The sequence below is a fragment of the Bombella pollinis genome (assembly GCF_026385485.1).
GTDB classification, from domain to species: domain Bacteria; phylum Pseudomonadota; class Alphaproteobacteria; order Acetobacterales; family Acetobacteraceae; genus Bombella; species Bombella pollinis.
In genome coordinates, this window is the sequence record NZ_JANIDX010000007.1 from 35,318 (window position 1) to 54,354 (window position 19,037).

A 19,037-nucleotide genomic window follows, 5' to 3' on the forward strand; every position below is an offset into this window, starting at 1 on the left:
TTATTGGTTGCTTAGGGCGTGAGCTGCACGCCCGATGCGGGTGCAAGCCTCCGCGCAATCTGCTTCTGTGGCGATGAGGGGGGGGACGAGGCGCAATACATTATCGCCCGCCCCAATGGCGAGGAGCCCTTCTGCCATAACAGCCTCAAGCACCTCCCCTACAGGGATGCGGCACCGCAAACCCCGCATCAGCCCAATGCCGCGTACTTCCTCAAAAATGGAGGGATGGTCTGTAACACAAGCCTCGAGCATTTTTCCAAAGGCCGCGCCTGTTGTGCGGACATGCTCTAGGAAGCCAGGGCGGAGGATTTCGCTGACGACAGCAAAGCCCGCTGCACAGGCCAGCGGGTTCCCCCCATAGGTTGTGCCATGCGTGCCGGGGGTGAGATGCTGGGCTAAATCTGCACGGGCTAAAACAGCCCCAAGGGGGAAGCCCCCGCCAATCCCTTTGGCAGAGGAGACGACATCTGGCGTAATGCCAGCATGTTCAAAAGCAAAGAATGTACCGGTGCGGCCCATCCCACTTTGGACCTCATCAATCCCTAAATACAGCCCTTTTTCATCACAAAGAGCGCGTAAAGCGCGTAAGAACGCAGGCTCTGCAGCACGGATGCCACTTTCCCCTTGGACAGGCTCTATGAGGATGCCAGCGGTCTTGTCTGTGATTGCTGCGCGAACGGCCTCAATATCGTTAAAGGGGACATGGTCAAACCCTTCTACGGGGGAGCCGAAACCTTCCAAATAAGCGGGATTTCCCGTGGCGGAGATGGTCGCTAATGTCCGACCATGGAAGGCATGATGAAAGCAGATAATCCGCGTGCGTTCAGGATGGCCGTTTTTATACTGTGCCCGGCGGATAAGCTTAATTAGCCCCTCATTCGCTTCTGCCCCAGAGTTACAAAAGAGAACGGAATCCGCAAAGCTATGGGCTACGAGCAGGTCCGCTAAGGCTTTTGCTTGCGGCACCTGATAGAGGTTGGAGACATGGATGAGCTTCTTTGCTTGTGCGGTAATCGCTTCCACAAGGGCAGGATGGCTATGGCCGAGGGAGGAGACGGCAATCCCCGCCCCGAAATCAAGATAACGTCGTCCATTTGTGCCTGTAAGCCAGAGGCCCTCGCCATGCTCAAAAGCAAGGTCGAAGCGTTTATAGTTCGGCATGATGGAGGCGATCATGATGGACGCGTTCCCGGTTTTGACAAAACAATGGCTATCCAGTCCCCGTTAATCCAACGGAAAACGCCCCTGTCTGAAGGAGCAGAGCAGGGGGGATAGGATGCTATACTGCGTGGAGAAAGAGCTGGCGTCAATTCCTCTATGCGGGAAAAGGGCTCTTTAAGCCGGTGTTCTGGCTATATTATCCGCTTCATGTTTCGGAAGACGTTGATAAATCAGGTTCCGGGCCAGCCAACAGCTAATGCGGAGTTGATGGATATGGCCGTGGCGGCGTTCAAAATGGAGTGTCCAATCACCGGGGGCGGTATGGTCTAAAGCGCGCGGGCAGGGGAGAACCCATAAATCCGGGCCTAAATGTTCTAGCCGTTCCATCCGTCCAGTGCCTAAAAAGCCAGAGAAGCCTCCATATAATAAGCCCCCTTGGTTTGTAATGGTAATGCGGGCGTTATCAAGCTCCTCACAGTCATAAAGGCCGGTGAGATCCTCTAGGGAGGGTTGAGGCGTTGTGGGGTAGGGACGGAGGAGGGCGTGACGATTTTCCCCCGGGCGAATCATGAGGATATGCGCGCCTTCCGTTCTATTAGGCGGCGTTGTATGCATGGTTTTATCGTGGATATGCCGCAGCGTGACAGACCCGTTCTCTGCAAGGTGGGGGTCAATCATATCCAGTGTTTCCGGCAGCATAAGGTAGCGGAGCTGCAATTTCCCCGGTTCTGCTGCGCTGATGCGGGCGGAGAGCCCTGTTTCCTCATCTAGCCAGAGGCCTTCTAACATATGGGGGGATGTAGGGCAGGAGCGTGCAGGGCTGGGGGTGGGTTTAGCGGCTTCGTCACCTAAGAAGGCATGAGCCAGATCCGCCGCGGCCTGTTGGGCTGGGGCCATATGATTGAAAAGCACAACCACGGATAAACGCTGCTTAGCACAATGCAGCCGATTAGACCGCCAACCGCGTAAGGCTCCCCCGTGTGAGGTGATGTCGTAGCCTGCGATTTTACCATGCTGGAGGCCGTAGCTATAGGGGGCCTTATGGCCGTTATCAAACTGTACAATAGGGCAGAGACGGTTATAGAGGCCTTGAGGGTCATCACGCTGTTGGTCGATAAACTGCTCCCATGCGATTATATCTTCAAGAGAGGCTGCCATCCCGGCATCACCTGTCCAATAAATATGATTACGGGCAGGCCAATAGCCTCCCTCCTTTGTGCCTTCATAACCGGTTGTCCCGTCTGGGAGGGCGGTTGTCTCGGCGGCGAGGATGGCATGGTCCATGCCTACAGGCTTAAAGATATGCTCTTGGAGTAATGAGGCAAAGCTTAGCCCGCTTTCTTCCTCCATCGCTTCGGAAATGAGGCGGAAGTTCTGATTCACGTAGGAATAGGATGTCCCCGGTATAAAATGGAGCGAGCGCGTCCCCGCTATCACTCTCTCAGAATCGGCAGGGCTGAAATGCCCTTCAATCGCTGCACCATGGAGCATCGCTACAGCCCAATAATCGCGCAAGCCCGATTGATTATGGGCTAAGTGGGCAATGCTTGGTGGGTCAGAGAGGAGATGGGGGAGGCGTTTACGAATATAAGGGGCGAGGATTTCGGGGTCGTTATAACGGGCGAGCATAGTCGCGCAGGTAAATTGTTTGGTGATGGAGCAAATACGAAACAAACTTGTTGGGGTGAAAGGGATTCGGCGTTCAAGTGACGCATAGCCCCATGTCTGGCACGCAATAACCTTCCCTTCATGGAGGACCGCCACGGCCCCACCCGGACCGGGATAACGGTGCTGAATAGCGGTAATAGCCTTCTTTATACGTTCAGAGCGGGAGATGTGGGGATGAGGAGCAGACATAAATGTCCCTTCACGAACGGGGCTAGGGGCAGGCGGTGATTAAGCAGGGAGTTTGGACGTTTAGAGCAAGACAGGCTATAGGCTGAAAGCATGTCTGACCTTCCACCAGCACCGGACTATCAAAAACTACGCGAGGCGGCTTTGGCACATCTGGCCCGCTTTGCCACCACGCGGCAAAGTTTGCGGCAGATGTTGCAACGGCGTGTAAAACGTTGGGGCATACGGGCTTTACGGGCCGGTATGTTCGCCGAAGATATCACTATCAAGGAGCAAGACTGCCAACCGTGGATTGAGCAGATTATAGAAGATATGCAACGGCTAGGCGCGGTGGATGATGCTGTATTTTCGCGTTCAAAAGCGCGTTATCTGGCGCGGTCGGGTCGGTCACGCCGGGGCGTACAAGCGCAGCTTCAAGCGAAAGGGGTGGAGCGAGAGACCATTCAACAGGCATTGGATGAAAGTTTGGGTGAGGTTGGGGATGAGCAGGCCCGTCAGGCAGAATTAACAGCGGCTCTTATTTTGGCCCGTAAGCGTGCTATCGGGCCGTTTCAACGGCCTGATAGGCCGGAGAAGGAACGGCTTAAACTCCTAGCCATTTTTGCGCGTAATGGATTTTCACATGATATTGCTGAAGCCGCTTTGACGATGGAGCGCGAGGAGGCTGAGGATATGATTATCGCATTCCGGTCCTTATAAATCGGCCTTGAGGGAGGGGGAGTATCATGGTGATGCGTGGGATAACATGGCGGGTTATGGCTCTTTTTGCCGTGTCGTTATGTCTCGCCCTTGGGGCCTGTAGCAGTTCCTCGGTGGGCTCTTATCATGGCCCGGTACAATGCGCACCTTATGCACGGCAGGTGAGTGCAATCAAATTGCGTGGTCGGGCGGCAGCATGGTGGTGGGAGGCTCGTGGCCATTATCCGCGTAGCCATAAGCCTGCGGTGGGGAGCGTGTTGGTTTTTAAGGCAAGTAAGCGCATCCCGAATGGTCATGTGTCTGTCGTGCGGCGTATCCGTACGCAGCGGCAAATTGAGGTTGACCATGCCAACTGGGTTGGCGGGCGGATAGAGCGTCATGCGCTAGTAGAGGATGTTTCCGCACGGGGGGATTGGTCGCTTGTGCGTGTATGGTGGGCCCCCTCCGGGCAGATGGGGCGTGAGCGTTACCCAACCTATGGCTTTATTTTACCAATGCGTTAGGATGGCTTGCGTCATTATTGAGGTGTTTCATGTATGGGGAGGGGTTGCACAATCGTGCTGGCCCTGCCACATGGAGAAGGCCTTAATGTTATAAGGGAGTTTGGTCCTATGGGCAGCATGAGTCCGATTCACTGGGTAATCCTTGCCGTTATAGTTTTGGTACTATTTGGAGGTGGGGGTAAAATTAGCAGCTTGATGGGGGACTTTGCCAAAGGGATTAAATCCTTCAAAAAAGGTATGGCAGAGGATGATAAAGAAGGGGCCTCTCCCGCTCAGACGGAGGAGCGTCTTGCCCCACCAGCGCAGGCCCCGCAGGCCGGTCAGCCGAATGTTCCTCCTCAAGGCCAGCCTACACAACATGCTGATGTCCGCATGGCTGATGATGAACCTCAGCACCCTCCGCGCTCCTAAGCTGTGGCGTTGATACGGCGGTAAAGCTGTTATGATTTTCTGTACAAATTGGCAGGCTGTGCCGCCCTCCTGTTGGGGGGCGGCTATTGCCCTTGGTAATTTTGATGGTGTGCATCGGGGGCATGTCCATCTTGTGCAGAGCGTAAAAATGGCCCGCCCCGGCTGCCGCTTAGGGGTTTTGACCTTCGAGCCACATCCGCGCACTCTGTTTCGCCCGCAAGACCCGTCTTTTCGGTTGATGAGCCCGGAGATGCGTGCTCAGGCGTTGGAGGAGCAAGGCGTAAGTTGTGTTGTGCAGGCTCGTTTTGATGAGGCTTTCTCTCATATAGGGGCGGAGGCCTTCGTGCGCGATGTGTTGATTGGCGGGTTGCATGTGGCCCATGTGGCCTGTGGAGCGGATTTTGCGTTTGGCCATAGGCGGGAAGGCGATGTGGCCTTATTGGAGGCCTTGCTGGTTGCCCATGGGGTAGGTGTGAGCATCGTCCCGCCTCTTGCTGATGTTGCTGGGCCGATTTCCTCTAGTCGGATTCGCCGTTTATTGCAGGAAGGCTATCCTGAAAAAGCAGCAGAATTATTAGGCCGTTATTGGGCTATTACGGGGGAGGTTGTGAAAGGGGACCAGCGCGGGCGCGAGCTTGGCTTCCCAACAGCTAACATCGCACTTGGTGAGCATATCGAGCCTGCACGGGGTGTTTATGCGGTGCGTGTTCATTTACCTGATGAGCGTCTTGTGCCCGGCGTGGCGAATATTGGCCGCCGTCCCACAATTAATGATGGGCAGGAAAGTCGCTTAGAGGCGCATCTTTTCGATTTTGATGAGGATCTATACGGCCAGATACTAAAAGTAGAGCTTGTTGCCCTTTTGCGGGAGGAAAAACGCTTTGCTTCCTTGGATGATTTAAAAGCCCATATCGCTCTTGATGCTGCCCAAGCGCGGGAGGTTCTTGCCACAAGGGCTTGACCAAAGAGGCGGCATCTCTCCATAAATAGGGGTATTTTCTTAGCTATTAAGCGGGCGCGCCTATTCCATGTCTGAGTCTGTCGAGAAGACCGATACCCTGTTTCGTGAACAACAAGACCGTTATCGCGGTACGGTGTTCCTTCCCAAAACTTCTTTTCCTATGCGGGGGAATCTCCCCAAGCGGGAGCCAGAGATTTTGGCGCAATGGGCCGAGACTGGGCTAGATGAGCAGATTCGCGAGGCAGGACGTAAGGCGGAGCGTATCTTCACCCTTCATGATGGCCCGCCTTATGCGAATGGGCATATCCATATCGGCCATGCGCTTAATAAGGTGATGAAGGATGTCATCAACCGGGCGCATCGGATGGATGGGGCGGAGGTCCGCTATATGCCGGGGTGGGATTGCCACGGCCTGCCGATTGAATGGAAAGTTGAGGAAGAATATCGCAAAAAAGGCAAGGATAAGGACGCTGTGCCTGTCCTCCAATTCCGTGCGGAATGTCGTGAGTATGCGGCAAAATGGGTCGAGGCCCAGCGGGAGGATTTTAAGCGGTTAGGCATTCAGGCAGAGTGGGATCATCGCTATGTGACGATGGATTTCTCCTCCGAGGCCCAGATTGTAGAAGAAATTGGCAAGTTTTTGCTCAATGGGCGGCTTTATCGTGGGTTACGCCCTGTAATGTGGAGCCCTGTAGAAAAGACAGCCCTTGCCGAAGCGGAGGTCGAGTATCACGATATCACCTCCACAACGCTTTTTGTGGCTTTCCCGAATGTGAAGGACCCGACAGAGGGCCATAAGCTAGAGGGTGTCTCCGCAGTTATCTGGACGACAACGCCATGGACCATCCCCGTCAATCGTGCCCTCGCGGCAGGGCCGGAGATTCTCTATAGCGTCATTCAGGTTACCAGCGTGAAGGAGGGCAGCCTCGTGCCTGTGGGGGCCAAGCTGCTCATCGCTGAAGATCGTCTTACAGCTTTTGCGGAGGAAGCGGGCCTTAACGCCTATAATGTGCTGCATAGCTTGCCCGGCCAAGCCCTAGAGGGGGCTGTGTTTGCGCACCCTTTGCGGGGGCGTGGGTTTGATTATGACGTGCCGCTCTTGCTGGGAGAGTTTGTCACGACTGATGCCGGTACAGGGTTAGTTCATATGGCCCCGGCCCATGGTCATGATGACTTTATGCTCTGTCGCGCTCATGGGGTGGAAGTCACGGAGGAGGTCCGTGATAACGGCACTTATGTGGAGTGGATGCCAGAGCTTGGCGGTGTGCATGTCTTTAAGGCTACGCAGCCTGTATGCAGCTTGCTGACCGAGGTACGCGAGGTTGCGCAGAAGGCAGGTCGGCCCGCTTGTGGCTTGATGGCCCAGGCAGAGATTATCCACTCTTATCCTCATTCTTGGCGGTCTAAAAAGCCGGTGATTTTCCGGGCAACGCCGCAATGGTTCATCGCGATGGAGCCGCGTGAGGGTGATGAGGGCGGCCCCGGCCTGCGGGAGAAAGCTCTTAATGCGTTGGAGGATATTACCTTCGTTCCTGCAAGCGCGCGCCGCCGCTTAACCAGCATGATTGAGCAACGGCCCGATTGGTGTATTTCTCGCCAACGCTCTTGGGGCGTGCCGATTGCCGTATTTGTGGAGAAGCGCACCGGTGAGGTGCTGCGTGATGCGGAGGTCATGGCCCGCGTGGTGCAAAGCTTCCAAGAGCGTGGGGCAGATGCATGGTACGATACGGACCCTGCCATTTATCTTGGTGAAGGCCGCAACCCGGACGATTATGACCAAGTCTTTGATATTGTCGATGTCTGGTTTGAGAGTGGATGCAGCCATCGCTTTGTTCTGCATCAGGAAGGGGTGAATTACCCTGCTGATTTGTATTTGGAGGGCTCAGACCAGCATCGCGGTTGGTTCCAATCCTCTTTGTTGGAGAGTGTTGGGGCAGAAGGTGAGGCCTCCTATAAGGCGGTTGTGACCAATGGCTTTGTGCTGGATGGCCAAGGGCGGAAAATGTCCAAATCCCTCGGCAATACAATCGGGCCAAAGGATGTTACAGAGACCCTAGGGGCGGATGTATTGCGCCTATGGGTGTTGAACTCCGATACAAATGAGGACCTCCGCATCAGTAAGGAGATTCTCAAACAACAAGGCGAGCTGTATCGCCGCGTGCGTAATACGCTGCGTTGGTTGCTTGGCGCGCTTGAGGGGTTTGAGGCAGAGGAAGCTATCCCGCTTGGGTGGGAGGATGTTTCTGCCCCAGCTGATAAGGTGTTGCATAAGCTGTTCCCAGAGGATGCCGCGCGCGCATTACGCTATAAAACGACCGAGAAAGCGCGTAAGGCCCTGCCGCTTTTGGAGCAATATATCCTCCATCGCCTTTACGAGCTGTATCAGCGTATTCAAGAAGCGGTGCAGACTCATCAATGGAATGGCGTTTACCCGCTGCTGCATAATTTCTGCAATAATGAGCTTTCAGCCTTTTATTTCGACATCCGCAAAGATTGCCTCTATTGCGACCCGAAGGATTCGCCTAAACGCCGTGCAGCACGCACCGTGCTGGATATTCTCCATCGTGCTTTAACGACATGGCTTGCCCCGGCTTTGGTCTTTACGGCAGAAGAATCATGGCAGGCGCGTTTTGGGACGGAAAGCAGCGTACATGCAGAGCGTTTCTTCGTGCCTGAAGATGGCTGGCATAACCCGGTTTTAATCGAACATTGGGAGCTGGTACGTCAGGTACGTCGTCGGGTGAATACAGCGTTAGAGGCTGCACGGCGGGAAGGGCTTATTGGCTCCTCGCTGGAAGCACAAGTGATCCTTTCTCTCACGCCGGAGGAGCAAGCGGCTTCGGAGGGTGTGGATTGGGCGACGCTGTGCTTGGCTTCGGAAGTGCATCTACAAGAGGGTAGTGATGCAGACCCCGTACAGGTGCGCCGTGCAGATGGGCAGAAATGCGCGCGCTGTTGGCGTGTCCTACCTGATGTGGGGCAGAATGAGGAACATACGCATCTCTGCTTGCGCTGTGTGGAGGCGGTAAGCGCATGATGTCCCCAACCGGGCCGGAGCCTCAGAGTGAGGCGAAGGCTTCCTCGCCTGTGACGTCTCAATCTACGCCGCGTTGGCGGCGTGTTGGGGTGGTGGTCGCTTTACTCGTCTTATTGGTGGATCAAATCAGTAAGGCATGGATTTTACAGGGATTAGACCTCCCTGCAAAACGGAGTGTTGTGATCTTCCCGTGGCTTAATTTTACGATGGTGTGGAACCACGCTGTGACCTTCGGCATGTTTGGAGGGCATGGGCGATGGGTGTTTATCATCATTTCGGCTTTAGCTGTACTGGGGCTGTTATGTGTGCTGGCACGTTCGCGCCGCCGGTTGGTAAGTGTTGCCTGTGGTGGGATTATTGGCGGGGCGATTGGGAATGTGATTGACCGCCTACGTTACGGGGCTGTGGTGGATTTTCTCCATTTCCATATTGGGCAATGGTCTTGGTACGTTTTTAATATTGCAGATTCGGCCATTGTGTGTGGTGTTGGGCTGTGGCTGCTTGATTCTTTCTTGGTAGAGAGGCGGTCACATCATGGATAAAATGACAAGCGGCTTGCTCATTAAGGGTAGGACGGCTATAGGATTGAGCTATCTTCTTGTCAGTGCAATGCGGGAACCTGTCATGCGGCGTTTTGCTCCTTCAATTATGCGTTATGGGGTTCGGTTGGGGATTACGGCCTCGGTCGGGCTTGCGCTGGCGGGCTGTTCTGGTAGCGATGTTGCGCGCGGCTTTGGCCTGAAGCGTAGTTTGCCGGATGAATATGTGGTCACAACGCGTGCGCCCCTCTCCATGCCCCCATCGGAGAAACTGGCTCTACCGGGTTCTGCCAGTGCGAACCGTCCCGATGAAAGCCCGCGTATGCAAGCTCTTGAGACGCTGGATCCTGATGCGGCCTTGCATCCTAATGCTGGGGCGGATAGTGCAGGCCAAGAAGCCCTTGTAAAGAATGCGGCTACTGCCTCACATGCACCGACTAATGCCGAGCTAGGTGATGCTGATGCAGGCTTTGTGGATAGTCTGCTCTTCTGGCGCGGGGGCCGTGCGGGGAGTGTGGTTGATGGTGAGGCCGAAAATCGCCGCATCCAAAAGGCAGAGGCTTTAGGGCAGAGCTTTACAGAAGGCGCTACGCCTACTTTAAAGAAAAGCGGTAAGAAGTAAGGAGGTTTGCCCTCCTCTCTTACGAGGCCTTCTTACGGGGAAGGGTATATGGCACGGCCTGTAATTCGCCGTTTGTCTGATCATGTTGTGGACCTTATCGCAGCGGGTGAGGTGGTAGAGCGGCCTGCTGCGGCCCTTAAAGAGCTTGTCGAAAATGCGTTAGATGCCGGGGCCACACGGATAGATGTGGCTCTGCGCGGTGGTGGTCGTGACGTTATTGAGGTTGTCGATAATGGTCGGGGGATGGATGCGGAGGAGCTTCCCCTCGCGGTGCAGCGTCATTGTACCTCCAAGTTACCTGATGATAATTTAACAGCCATTCAGACTTTAGGCTTCCGTGGGGAGGCTTTGCCCTCCATTGGGGCGAGTGCCCGCTTATCTTTAGTATCCCGTACGGCAGAGGCAGAGTCCGCATGGGAGTTATCGGTGGAAGGCGGGGTGATGAAAGGCCCCTTCCCCGCGGCAGGCAGCGTAGGGACGCGCGTTGTGGTGCGGGATTTGTTTTTCGCCACACCAGCGCGGCGGAAGTTTCTTAAAACCGTGCGGGTTGAAAGCGGCCATGCTGAGAGCGTCATGCGCCGGATTGCCCTTAGCGCGCCAGAATGTGCCTTTCGCGTTACCTTTGATGGGCGAGAGATTATGAATCTACCGCCGCAAGATATGCCGGGCCGTGTTGCTTCTATTTTAGCGGTGCCTGAGGATAACTTGCTGCATCTGGATGAGCAACGCGGGGCTATGCGGTTAAGCGGCTATTTATGTGGGCCGGGGGAGAGCCGGCGCACGGGGGCAGGGCAATTCATGCTCGTCAATCATCGTCCCGTGGTGGACCCCGTTTTAAGAACAGCGGTGCGCGTTGCTTATAGGCCTGTGATAGAGCGTGGGCGTTTTCCCATTTTCTTATTGCATCTTCAAGTACCGTTAGAGCGTGTGGATGTGAATGTTCATCCCGCTAAAACGGAGCTGCGTTTTGCTGATGAGGCCGAGGTGCGTGGCTTTGTGATTGGGGCGGTAGGCCGTGCCCTTGCGCGTGGGGCAGGTGAAGGCGGTGGGATTCAGGCAGACCTTAGCGTCATTGGTCGCCATGCAGGGCAAGAGGCAGCCCAGTTAAGCCAAAGCCACGCCTCCGCTTCCCAACAACGGTTAGATACTATTCCTGCGCGGGATTTTGGGTTTGGCCCTTCCGTACGGCGTCTAACACCTCCGCAAGGGGGGCGTAGCCAGCATGGTGAGGGCGTAGCAGAGGGGCAGCGTTCTTACACTACGGCATTTGCTGGGTTGGATGAGCGTGCGATGGCCGTGCAGCCGGATTCATCAGAGCCGCAAACTGTACCGCCTTTTTATCCTCTCGGTGTGCCGATTGGGCAGATTCACGCCACTTATATTCTCTCCATCGCGCCGAATGGGGATTTAATCCTCACCGACCAACATGCCGCGCATGAACGCTTAACGCATGAGCGTTTGCGTGCGCGTTTTGCAGAGGGGGCTATAACCGCACAGGCTCTCCTCATGCCGGAGGTTGTGGACCTCCCTCATGATGAAAGCATAGCCCTTTTGCAGTGCGCGGAGGAGCTTGCCGGTTTGGGGTTAGAGATTGAGGCCTTTGGCAGTGGGAGCATCCTTGTCCGTAGCCTTCCTGCCCCGTTAAGCGGTGGTGATGTTGCCGGGTTGCTGCGCGATGTAGCCGAAGAACTCGCCCAAATGCCCGATTTAGCAGCACGGCAGACGGATAGTTTGGAGTCCCGGTTTGAGGCCATCATGGCGCGGATGGCGTGCCATGGCAGTATTCGGGCCGGGCGCATCCTCAAGCAGGAGGAGATGGAGGCCCTCTTACGGGGGATGGAGCAGCACCCGCGCGCTAATACCTGCCCTCATGGTCGTCCTACATGGTTACGGTTAGACCGCGCAGGGCTAGAGACATTATTCGGCCGGGTAAAATAACGTCCCATCAACAGGCCTCTCACAGTCTTTTGACATATTTTCAGGCAGTTATGGGGCGCACCCTATGGGTTTTAGGCAGAAAAGAGCGGTAAGATTAACGCCACAGAGGTGGGGCCTCTCTTGACTGGAAGGAACCTCCTAAAAGAATGTCTTAAAAAGAGGATGACATGACCGCGATTGTTGATGACCTAAAAACCGTTGTTGGGAAACGTAACGTCCTAACAGCGGAGGGAGCCACTTATGGGTATCGTAAGGGCTTTCGCTTTGGTGATGGCAAGGTGGAAGCGGTCGTGATTCCACGTTCGTTGGTCGAGCTATGGCATGTGGCAACGCTTGCGGTAGCAGCAGGGCGTATCATTTTAATGCAGGCCTCTAATACTGGCCTGACAGGTGGTTCCACCCCCGATGGGGATGATTATGACCGCCCCATCATTCTCATCAGTACAAGGCGATTAAAGGGGATTCAGCTTCTTGGGGAGGGTAAGCAAGTTGTCTGCCTCCCCGGGGCAGACCTCTACGAGCTGGAGGACCGGCTTGCGCCTCTTGGGCGGGAGCCTCATTCAGTGATTGGCTCATCTTGCATCGGGGCTTCTGTCTTGGGTGGGGTGAGTAATAATTCCGGCGGTGCACTCGTCCAGCGGGGGCCAGCCTATACGGAGATGGCCCTTTATGGTCAGGTAGATGCACACGGTAAGCTGCATCTGGTCAATCATCTAGGCATACGCTTCCCCAATGCGCAAACGGCCGAGGAGGTTTTAGAAGCCTTAGAGCATGGCCAATATCATCCAGAGGATGTTGATTGGTCGGGTCAGCAAAAAGCCCATGATGATGATTATGTAACGCGGATTCGGCAGGTCGATGCAGAGACGCCGGGCCGGTATAATGCAGACCCCGGCCGTTTATTTGAGGCCTCTGGCAATGCGGGGAAGTTGATTGTCTTTGCGGTGCGGTTAGATACATTCCCCGCCGCGCAGGAGACAGCCGTATTTTACCTTGGGACAAACCAGACCAAAACGCTGGAAACTGTGCGCCGTGCCTTGTTGACAGAGTTTGAGGAACTCCCCATCGCTGGTGAATATATGCACCGTGATGCTTTTGAGGTCACCGATCATTACGGGCGGGATACTGTGGCGATGATTCGCTATTTGGGGACGAAGCATCTACCTGCGCTATTTCGTGCGAAAGCGTGGGTGGATTCGCTATCTCGCCGGTTTCAGTGGGTGCCTGATGGGTTGAGCGACCGGGTGATGCAGTCTGTAAGTCGACTTTTGCCCTCGCAAGTCCCCGCGCGTTTAATGGCTTATTATAAACGCTATGAGCATCACCTCATGCTACGGGTGTCAGGCCGTTTGGCGCAGCAGGTGCAGCCATGGTTAGACCGCTTTTTTGCTGAGGGTGGGGAGGGTGAAGGGGCCTTCTTTACCTGTACTGCAGAGGAAGGCAAATTAGCCTTTTTGCATCGTTTTGCCGCAGCCGGGGCGGCTAATCGTTATAATGTCGTCCACGCCCACATGACGGGCGGTATGATGGCTTTGGATATTGCCCTCCGCCGTAATGACTGGGATTGGTTTGAGCAACTCCCCCCAGAGATAGACGATAAATTAGTCATGAAGCTCTATTACGGGCACTTCCTCTGCCATGTCATGCATCAGGATTATGTGGTTAAAGCCGGTGTGGACCCGATGGAGGTGGAAAAAACTATGATGTGGCCTCTGCTCGATAAACGCGGTGCTCGTTATCCTGCTGAGCATAATGTTGGCCATCTCTACCAAGCCCCGCAAAGCATGGTGGAGCATTACCGCAAATTGGACCCCTGTAATTGCCTAAATCCCGGCATTGGCCGTCAGACCAAGCAAAAAAACTGGGTTGCTGAGAGCGTTTAAGGGAAGAAGAACTTTTAGAGAAAATCGTCTTCCCTAAGGGGGATGGGGGTGAGGGTTTCTGGCAGATAGAGCGGATGTTCTGGCCGGTGGCCCTTGCGGCTAAGCCTGAGGGCTGTGACCTCGTACCCTGCGCGCAGTAAGAGCAAAGCAACCTCAGGCCCACGGGCACGGAGTGCTTTGGCTTGTGGCGTGCCATAGGCCAGCACGATGCGCTCTGCATGGGCGGCCATCTCTAAAAGATAATGATTTGTCTCAGGCCCAATAGGGTCTGGGACTTCCAAAAGGCGTTTTTGGTCTGTGCAGCGATACGCAAAGCTATTGCCTACAAACATCCCGCCATAGCCCCATTTACGGCTATAACGCTGGCATTTTGCAACAGAGCGATCATCTCCATATTCTGTGGCGACAGAGGGGTTCATCATCACCCACATAATGAGCGGTTTTGTCTCATCCCACACACGGCGTAGGGTGTAACGGTAGCATTCCCCCGGTCCGTCATAACGGGCTGTGCTGGTGACATCATCCGCCAAACGCAGCGGTTTAGCCGTCCCGACATGATGCGTTGATTTAGCCATAAATCATCTCCAGAGATGGGGAAGGCTTAAAAATGGGCCCCGGGGGGGACTGTTACACAAGGGGAGATGCCATGGAGGCGTCTGCACGCATCGACAGCCTGACTATGGGTAAGATTTGTCAAACGAGCGCGGTAGAGCGTGCCGTGATTTGTGTGTGTTTGCATAATGTGGATGACGGCCTCACCGGCAATGGGGGTGATGCGGGGGCGTAATTTTGTGGCCGTCATATGAGCTTGGTTTTTCCCTGCATAGCTCCCAAGCTGAATGGCCCAATCATGGGTGGATTCCGCCATCATATCTGTAGCGCGTGTACGGCTGGTGGGGGCGTCAGCTAGCGGGATAGAGCGGATGCGGAGCGTATTGGCCTCTGGCCGCGGCTTTGCCCGTTGGGGGGCTGTGTGTTGCAGTGGAGGAGCGACCGGCTCTACCGGTGATGGCGTGAAGCCGCGTGAAGCCCAAGCGGCGCGTATATCCTGCGTCTCCGCAGTTTGGACGGCTTGCTCGGCGATTGGGGCGGCATCAGCCGGTAGGGCAGCCTCTGGATTATAATGGCGGCTCATCCTCGCTGTACGGTCGTGGCGGGCGACAATGAGGTCATTTTGCGAGCGTTGACGTGGCCAAATCCCAACGATTTTAGGCGCAATGGCCGCAACATAATTGCGTGTCTCGCGTGGGAGGGCACGATTTTGGCGGAGATAATGGTCCAAACTTCCGGGGCCATAATTATAGGCCGCTAAAAAGCCCGGGGAGCCATAAATATCATACATTTGGCGGAGATAGGCCGTGCCTGCCAAAATGTTATCGTGCGGGTCGTAAGGGTCGGGGCCGAGATTATATTGGGCGCGGAGATCATCATAAGAGGGAGGCATAATCTGCATTAGCCCCATTGCGCCGGGCGTAGAGGTAATAAAATTGCCCGAACTATCATAAAGATGCCCACCCGATTCTTGATGAATGACAGCGCGAATCCATTCCGTGGGGACATCAAAACGGTTGGAGGCTTCCTCAATATAAGGCCCCCAAGGGTCATCAGGGGGCCCGGGAGGTGTGTAATGTGAGCGCGCATGAGCGCGATAATCAGCTTGTTCCTCCATCACAGGCATGGCCGGTGTGGTTGGGTGGGAGGCACAGGCCGCCAGCAAAGTAGGCAGGAGCAAAGCCAAAAAGAAACGGACCATACGTGCAGGGGCAGCAGCAGTGCAAATCATGGAGGCGTCCAGTGCAAAGGCGGTAAAGGAGGTTTTTTTATCATGAAATTATAAAAATGGAGATAAATAGGTGCGTTTGGTAAAAATTATGTTAACTTATAAATCTAGCCTTCGCTGCTCTGATTTTCTATAAGGTCGTTAAGACTATGCAGTGTTATGGGTAGTGATGTGTTGAACTTAGAGATTGGGGTATAGAAGGATGTCATATGCCGCGTTGGATGCAGGCCGTGTTGCGAAAGTAGCAGAGCAGGCGTTGCAGACCCTAAAGGCAGAGGAGCCATCTGAAGTGACCCAGCGTAAGACTCTCTTGATAGAGCGGATCCATGCTCTTGCTAAAGCCGCTGCGGAGACAGGGCATCAGGGCACTATCACCCTGACATCAGAAGAGTTTTGGTTGATTTCTAAGAACTGGTAATCATCTTTTAAATAGATCGGCATAGAGTGGTGCGCGATCAAACTATTTCGATAGGGCTTATACGGCTTTAAGGGACGTTAAATAATGAAGTGGTTTTTTGCAATTACAGAGGCAACGCTTTCTAATGACCCGGACCATGGGTTCATAGATTGTATTCGTGTTGCCGTGCGCTCCGCACGTGAGAATACGAACTTGGTGCCACATATGGTCTTTGATGGTAATGAATGTGACTTCACGCGGGAAATGCGGGCTGCGGGTGTGACGGTTATCTTTCACCGTTTGCATTTTTATGACCGCTTATTAGACGCACAGCGTCGCTTAAAGCCGGAATGGCCCAATTACATCCTTACCGCTGCTGGGGCGTTTATGCGCTTGGAGCTGCCCTTGCTGGAGACGGAAGATCAGTATGTTCTTTATACTGATTGCGATGTGATGTTCATGAAGGACCCGCAGCTTGAGTTCTGCAAGCCCGCCATCTTCGCGGCCTGTGGCCAGTTTGGGAAGCAGGATTATTATAGCGACATGAACTCCGGGGTCATGGTGATGAACCTTGAGCGCATGCGTAATGACCTCCCCGCGATGGTGGATTTCTTATGTGAAAATCTTGACCATATTGCAGGATATGACCAAGAACTATTGCGCATCTTCTATAATGCGCATTGGAGTCCGCTATCAGCTCGTTTCAACTGGAAGCCTTATTGGGGTGTGGATGAACGCGCAACGATTGTGCATTTCCACGCCGCTAAGCCTCCGGCCGCGCGTCATTTGCTGGACGACCCTGCTTACCGTGAGCATGACCATGTCTTCCATGCGTGGCGGCATTGGTTCTTCCAAAACCCTGCCGGGTATGGCTATTACGTTCCGCTTTGGGAGTCTCATTTAGAGAAGGCAAAGTCAGATTATAGCCTTGATATGGTTGATGAGTTTGATGCGCTGCGTGCAGAAAGCTAACACTTGTTGCTCTCTATTATAGGGAGTACGGTATGGGGGCTTGCCGGTGAGGTAGGCCCCCTTTTTATGCTTAATCTTTTGTTTGTGGGATGAGCTTTTCGCTCAAAGGGGTGCGTGCGTGGCGTTCTAGCCAACGGCCAAGGGGGCGGGCAATGGTTGGGCCAAGTGTGACAACGGCAATCATGCGTGCGGTCTGCATTGCAATGATAAATGGTAACGCAATGGGGATGTTAGCACTGATGACGATGATGGTATCCAGCCCGCCGGGGCTGGTGGCAAGATAGGCACTGAGCAGGTCAATCTTTGCAAAATAGGCAACGGGAAAGGCTAGTAAAGCACAGACGATAATGAGCGTAAGGGATGAAAGCAGAACAGCGGGAATGGAACGCAGCGCATAGCGTAATACGGGGGCCGTAAAGCGCAGCCCGATAGACCAGCCAATAATAAGATAAGCAGGGATACGCAGCCAGAATGGCGCGCTAATATGTAAAAGATCGCTCAATTGTAGGGCCGTCCCGATGAGGATGGTCAGCAAAAGGGCTAAAGCTGGCATCCGTAATTTGAGGCTGATGAGCGTACTAAGGATGATAAGGCTGAGGGTGGGGAGGAGATTGCCCTGTGTAAGAGGGGGTATCCCAATATCATGATGGGTACGGACAACAACCCATGAGACAAGCGAGGTCGCCACAGCTACCATAATAACGCGGAAATAGAGCATAAAAGCTGTAAGGCGCGCATCTGCTCCAAAGGCCCCACAGAGCATGACCATGGTGGAAGCCGCACCGGGGGAGGTGCCCCAAAGGGCCGTTGTTCCCGGCATGACACCAAACCACGCAAGCCCTGCACCAGTGGCGAAGCTGACTACAATAACCGACAGCACACTAAGGAGGACTAACGCCCAGTGTGAGAAAATATGATGCAGGACAGAGAGCGTAATGCTATTGACCACCACACAAGCAAGAATGGCTTGGGCCATTGTAAAGAATACAGGCTTTACAGTTACGGCACGGCCTTTGAGCGACATAATAATGCCAGCAATCATTGGCCCTAGCATCATCCCCGCTGTGAGATGGAGTAGTAAAAACACCCCAGAGATAAGCGCGGAGAGACTAACAAGCCCTGCCCATCTTAGGCTGTAAGATTTCCATGAGAAGGAAAAACGGCTCACACGCTCAGCCCCTGCTTAGCGGTCAGAATCATCGGTATCGTCTGAATGTTGTGCCGCGGGCTTTTTACGAAATGCGGCTAAGCTGACAACTTCCGCACCTTCGGCAGCGGGGGTAGGTGTATCATCTTTTGCCGCATGATCAGGCTTTTGCTCATGCGGTGTGGGACGGAAATTATGAACCTCCGCCGGGGGAGCTTCTTCCTCATAATGAGGTGTAAAGCGGAGGACGAGATGAATATGTGGGTCGGCAAAGGCTGTAATGGCGGCAAAGGGGATATGCAGCGTACTGGGCACCCCCCCAAAGGAAAGCCCCACAGAGAAAGAGCGCGCACTACGATCCACCGTGAGGTTTTGGAACTGATGTTGCAGCACGATGGTCATTTCCTCTGGGTAGCGTTCTTTCAACGCAGCAGGGATGACAACACCGGGAAATCTGGTGAGGAAGGTCATATAGAAATGATGCTCCCCCGGCAGGCCATGCACACTAATATGCTCTAAAGCTTTGAGCATGACCTCGCGATGCGCTTCTTCAAGCCATGTATCGTAAGGGAGGAGGCTGCTGGGCGGGGTCGGATCGAACCCATCTGGGCCTTTGGTATCATCACTCATGGAGGGACCCTCACCTGTTTCATAAAAAGCTCTCTAGGTGTGCGACAGCTACGATAAAATCGCAAGGGTCGAGCCGTATATTCTTTACGGTTTTGCACATTTAAAAGGGGATGGGTGGGGGGCTTCTGTTGCCCGGTGCCCCCCGGACCGCGCTTATCGCTTATGCAGCAACAGCGAGCACCTCAGAGTTATCGTTGGCACTTGTAAAATTAGCCCGATAACGGCGGTACAATGCCGGGCAAAAAGTAAATCTTTACCATGCGTGTCGAGCCTGTTTCGTCCCCCTAAGCCAACCTAAAAGGTTGATGGTGGAGACGCCGGGCACTGCCCCCGGGTCCACAACACTTATTTCATTTACCGTTTATCGCCATAGCTAAGGCCGAAGCCTCCAGCAGGAGAAGATATACGCTCTCTTAACGCCGATAGCAAGGATAAGAGAGTAGCCTACTGGTTAGGCTTGCAGGAGGGGCAGTTGTAAGGCTACATCAAGGCTTCCGCTAAGC

17 protein-coding genes and 1 other RNA gene are annotated in these 19,037 nt (G+C 54.3%); 11 read left to right on the top strand and 7 right to left on the bottom strand.

Going from position 1 to position 19,037, the window contains the following annotated elements:
• Together NQF89_RS07810 and NQF89_RS07815 are read right to left on the bottom strand one after the other, a co-directional pair.
• Positions 1-1,176 carry an aspartate aminotransferase family protein gene (locus NQF89_RS07810; protein WP_155579689.1) on the bottom strand — a complete coding sequence of 392 codons (1,176 nt, stop codon included), beginning with the start codon at positions 1,174-1,176 and terminating at the stop codon, positions 1-3.
• Between the two features lie 159 nt (positions 1,177-1,335).
• Positions 1,336-3,018, bottom strand: coding sequence for a D-aminopeptidase (locus tag NQF89_RS07815; RefSeq protein WP_266137912.1), 1,683 nt, complete (start codon positions 3,016-3,018; stop codon positions 1,336-1,338).
• A 90-nt stretch (positions 3,019-3,108) separates the two neighbouring features.
• Here NQF89_RS07815 and NQF89_RS07820 point away from each other — a divergent pair, with 90 nt between their 5' ends.
• The 9 genes from NQF89_RS07820 (at position 3,109) to dld (ending at position 13,608) form a co-directional block, all read left to right on the top strand.
• Entirely contained in the window at positions 3,109-3,714 is a 606-nt protein-coding gene (locus NQF89_RS07820) for a regulatory protein RecX (protein WP_155573889.1), read from the top strand.
• 26 nt (positions 3,715-3,740) lie between these two features.
• Positions 3,741-4,217: a CHAP domain-containing protein gene (locus NQF89_RS07825; RefSeq protein WP_323670736.1), complete on the top strand. Its 477-nt coding sequence runs from the start codon at positions 3,741-3,743 to the stop codon at positions 4,215-4,217.
• Positions 4,218-4,325: 108 nt separating this feature from the next.
• Positions 4,326-4,628 carry a twin-arginine translocase TatA/TatE family subunit gene (locus NQF89_RS07830; RefSeq protein WP_155573888.1) on the top strand — a complete coding sequence of 101 codons (303 nt, stop codon included), beginning with the start codon at positions 4,326-4,328 and terminating at the stop codon, positions 4,626-4,628.
• Between the two features lie 31 nt (positions 4,629-4,659).
• Positions 4,660-5,589: a bifunctional riboflavin kinase/FAD synthetase gene (locus tag NQF89_RS07835; RefSeq protein WP_155573887.1), complete on the top strand. Its 930-nt coding sequence runs from the start codon at positions 4,660-4,662 to the stop codon at positions 5,587-5,589.
• Positions 5,590-5,656: 67 nt separating this feature from the next.
• Positions 5,657-8,626 carry an isoleucine--tRNA ligase gene (ileS, locus tag NQF89_RS07840; protein WP_155573886.1) on the top strand — a complete coding sequence of 990 codons (2,970 nt, stop codon included), beginning with the start codon at positions 5,657-5,659 and terminating at the stop codon, positions 8,624-8,626.
• Entirely contained in the window at positions 8,623-9,168 is a 546-nt protein-coding gene (lspA, locus tag NQF89_RS07845; RefSeq protein WP_230873329.1) for a signal peptidase II, read from the top strand. Before ileS ends, lspA begins: the two co-directional genes overlap by 4 nt.
• Positions 9,169-9,250: 82 nt before the next feature.
• Positions 9,251-9,787 (top strand): DUF3035 domain-containing protein, encoded by a 537-nt coding sequence (locus NQF89_RS07850; protein WP_155579711.1) that lies wholly within the window; start codon positions 9,251-9,253, stop codon positions 9,785-9,787.
• Positions 9,788-9,835: 48 nt separating this feature from the next.
• Positions 9,836-11,725: a DNA mismatch repair endonuclease MutL gene (mutL, locus tag NQF89_RS07855; protein ID WP_266137913.1), complete on the top strand. Its 1,890-nt coding sequence runs from the start codon at positions 9,836-9,838 to the stop codon at positions 11,723-11,725.
• Positions 11,726-11,892: 167 nt separating this feature from the next.
• Positions 11,893-13,608, top strand: coding sequence for a D-lactate dehydrogenase (gene dld / locus NQF89_RS07860; protein WP_266137914.1), 1,716 nt, complete (start codon positions 11,893-11,895; stop codon positions 13,606-13,608).
• Between the two features lie 14 nt (positions 13,609-13,622).
• Here the strand turns inward: dld and NQF89_RS07865 are convergent, their stop codons facing one another.
• Both NQF89_RS07865 and NQF89_RS07870 read right to left on the bottom strand, forming a co-directional pair.
• Complete coding sequence (locus NQF89_RS07865; RefSeq protein ID WP_155573883.1) at positions 13,623-14,183, bottom strand: DUF1643 domain-containing protein; 561 nt, start codon at positions 14,181-14,183, stop codon at positions 13,623-13,625.
• A 26-nt stretch (positions 14,184-14,209) separates the two neighbouring features.
• Complete coding sequence (locus NQF89_RS07870) at positions 14,210-15,391, bottom strand: transglycosylase SLT domain-containing protein (RefSeq protein ID WP_230873328.1); 1,182 nt, start codon at positions 15,389-15,391, stop codon at positions 14,210-14,212.
• Between the two features lie 199 nt (positions 15,392-15,590).
• Here NQF89_RS07870 and NQF89_RS07875 point away from each other — a divergent pair, with 199 nt between their 5' ends.
• Entirely contained in the window at positions 15,591-15,806 is a 216-nt protein-coding gene (locus tag NQF89_RS07875) for a hypothetical protein (protein WP_155573882.1), read from the top strand.
• 84 nt (positions 15,807-15,890) lie between these two features.
• Positions 15,891-16,757 (top strand): glycosyltransferase family protein, encoded by an 867-nt coding sequence (locus NQF89_RS07880; protein ID WP_155573881.1) that lies wholly within the window; start codon positions 15,891-15,893, stop codon positions 16,755-16,757.
• 70 nt (positions 16,758-16,827) lie between these two features.
• Here the strand turns inward: NQF89_RS07880 and NQF89_RS07885 are convergent, their stop codons facing one another.
• The 3 genes from NQF89_RS07885 to ssrA all read right to left on the bottom strand — a co-directional run bounded on the left by NQF89_RS07885 (position 16,828) and on the right by ssrA (position 18,967).
• Positions 16,828-17,925: an AbrB family transcriptional regulator gene (locus tag NQF89_RS07885; RefSeq protein ID WP_155573880.1), complete on the bottom strand. Its 1,098-nt coding sequence runs from the start codon at positions 17,923-17,925 to the stop codon at positions 16,828-16,830.
• 15 nt (positions 17,926-17,940) lie between these two features.
• Complete coding sequence (locus NQF89_RS07890; RefSeq protein ID WP_155573879.1) at positions 17,941-18,534, bottom strand: SspB family protein; 594 nt, start codon at positions 18,532-18,534, stop codon at positions 17,941-17,943.
• 113 nt (positions 18,535-18,647) lie between these two features.
• Positions 18,648-18,967: a transfer-messenger RNA gene (ssrA, locus tag NQF89_RS07895) on the bottom strand.
• Between the last annotated feature and the right edge of the window lie 70 nt (positions 18,968-19,037).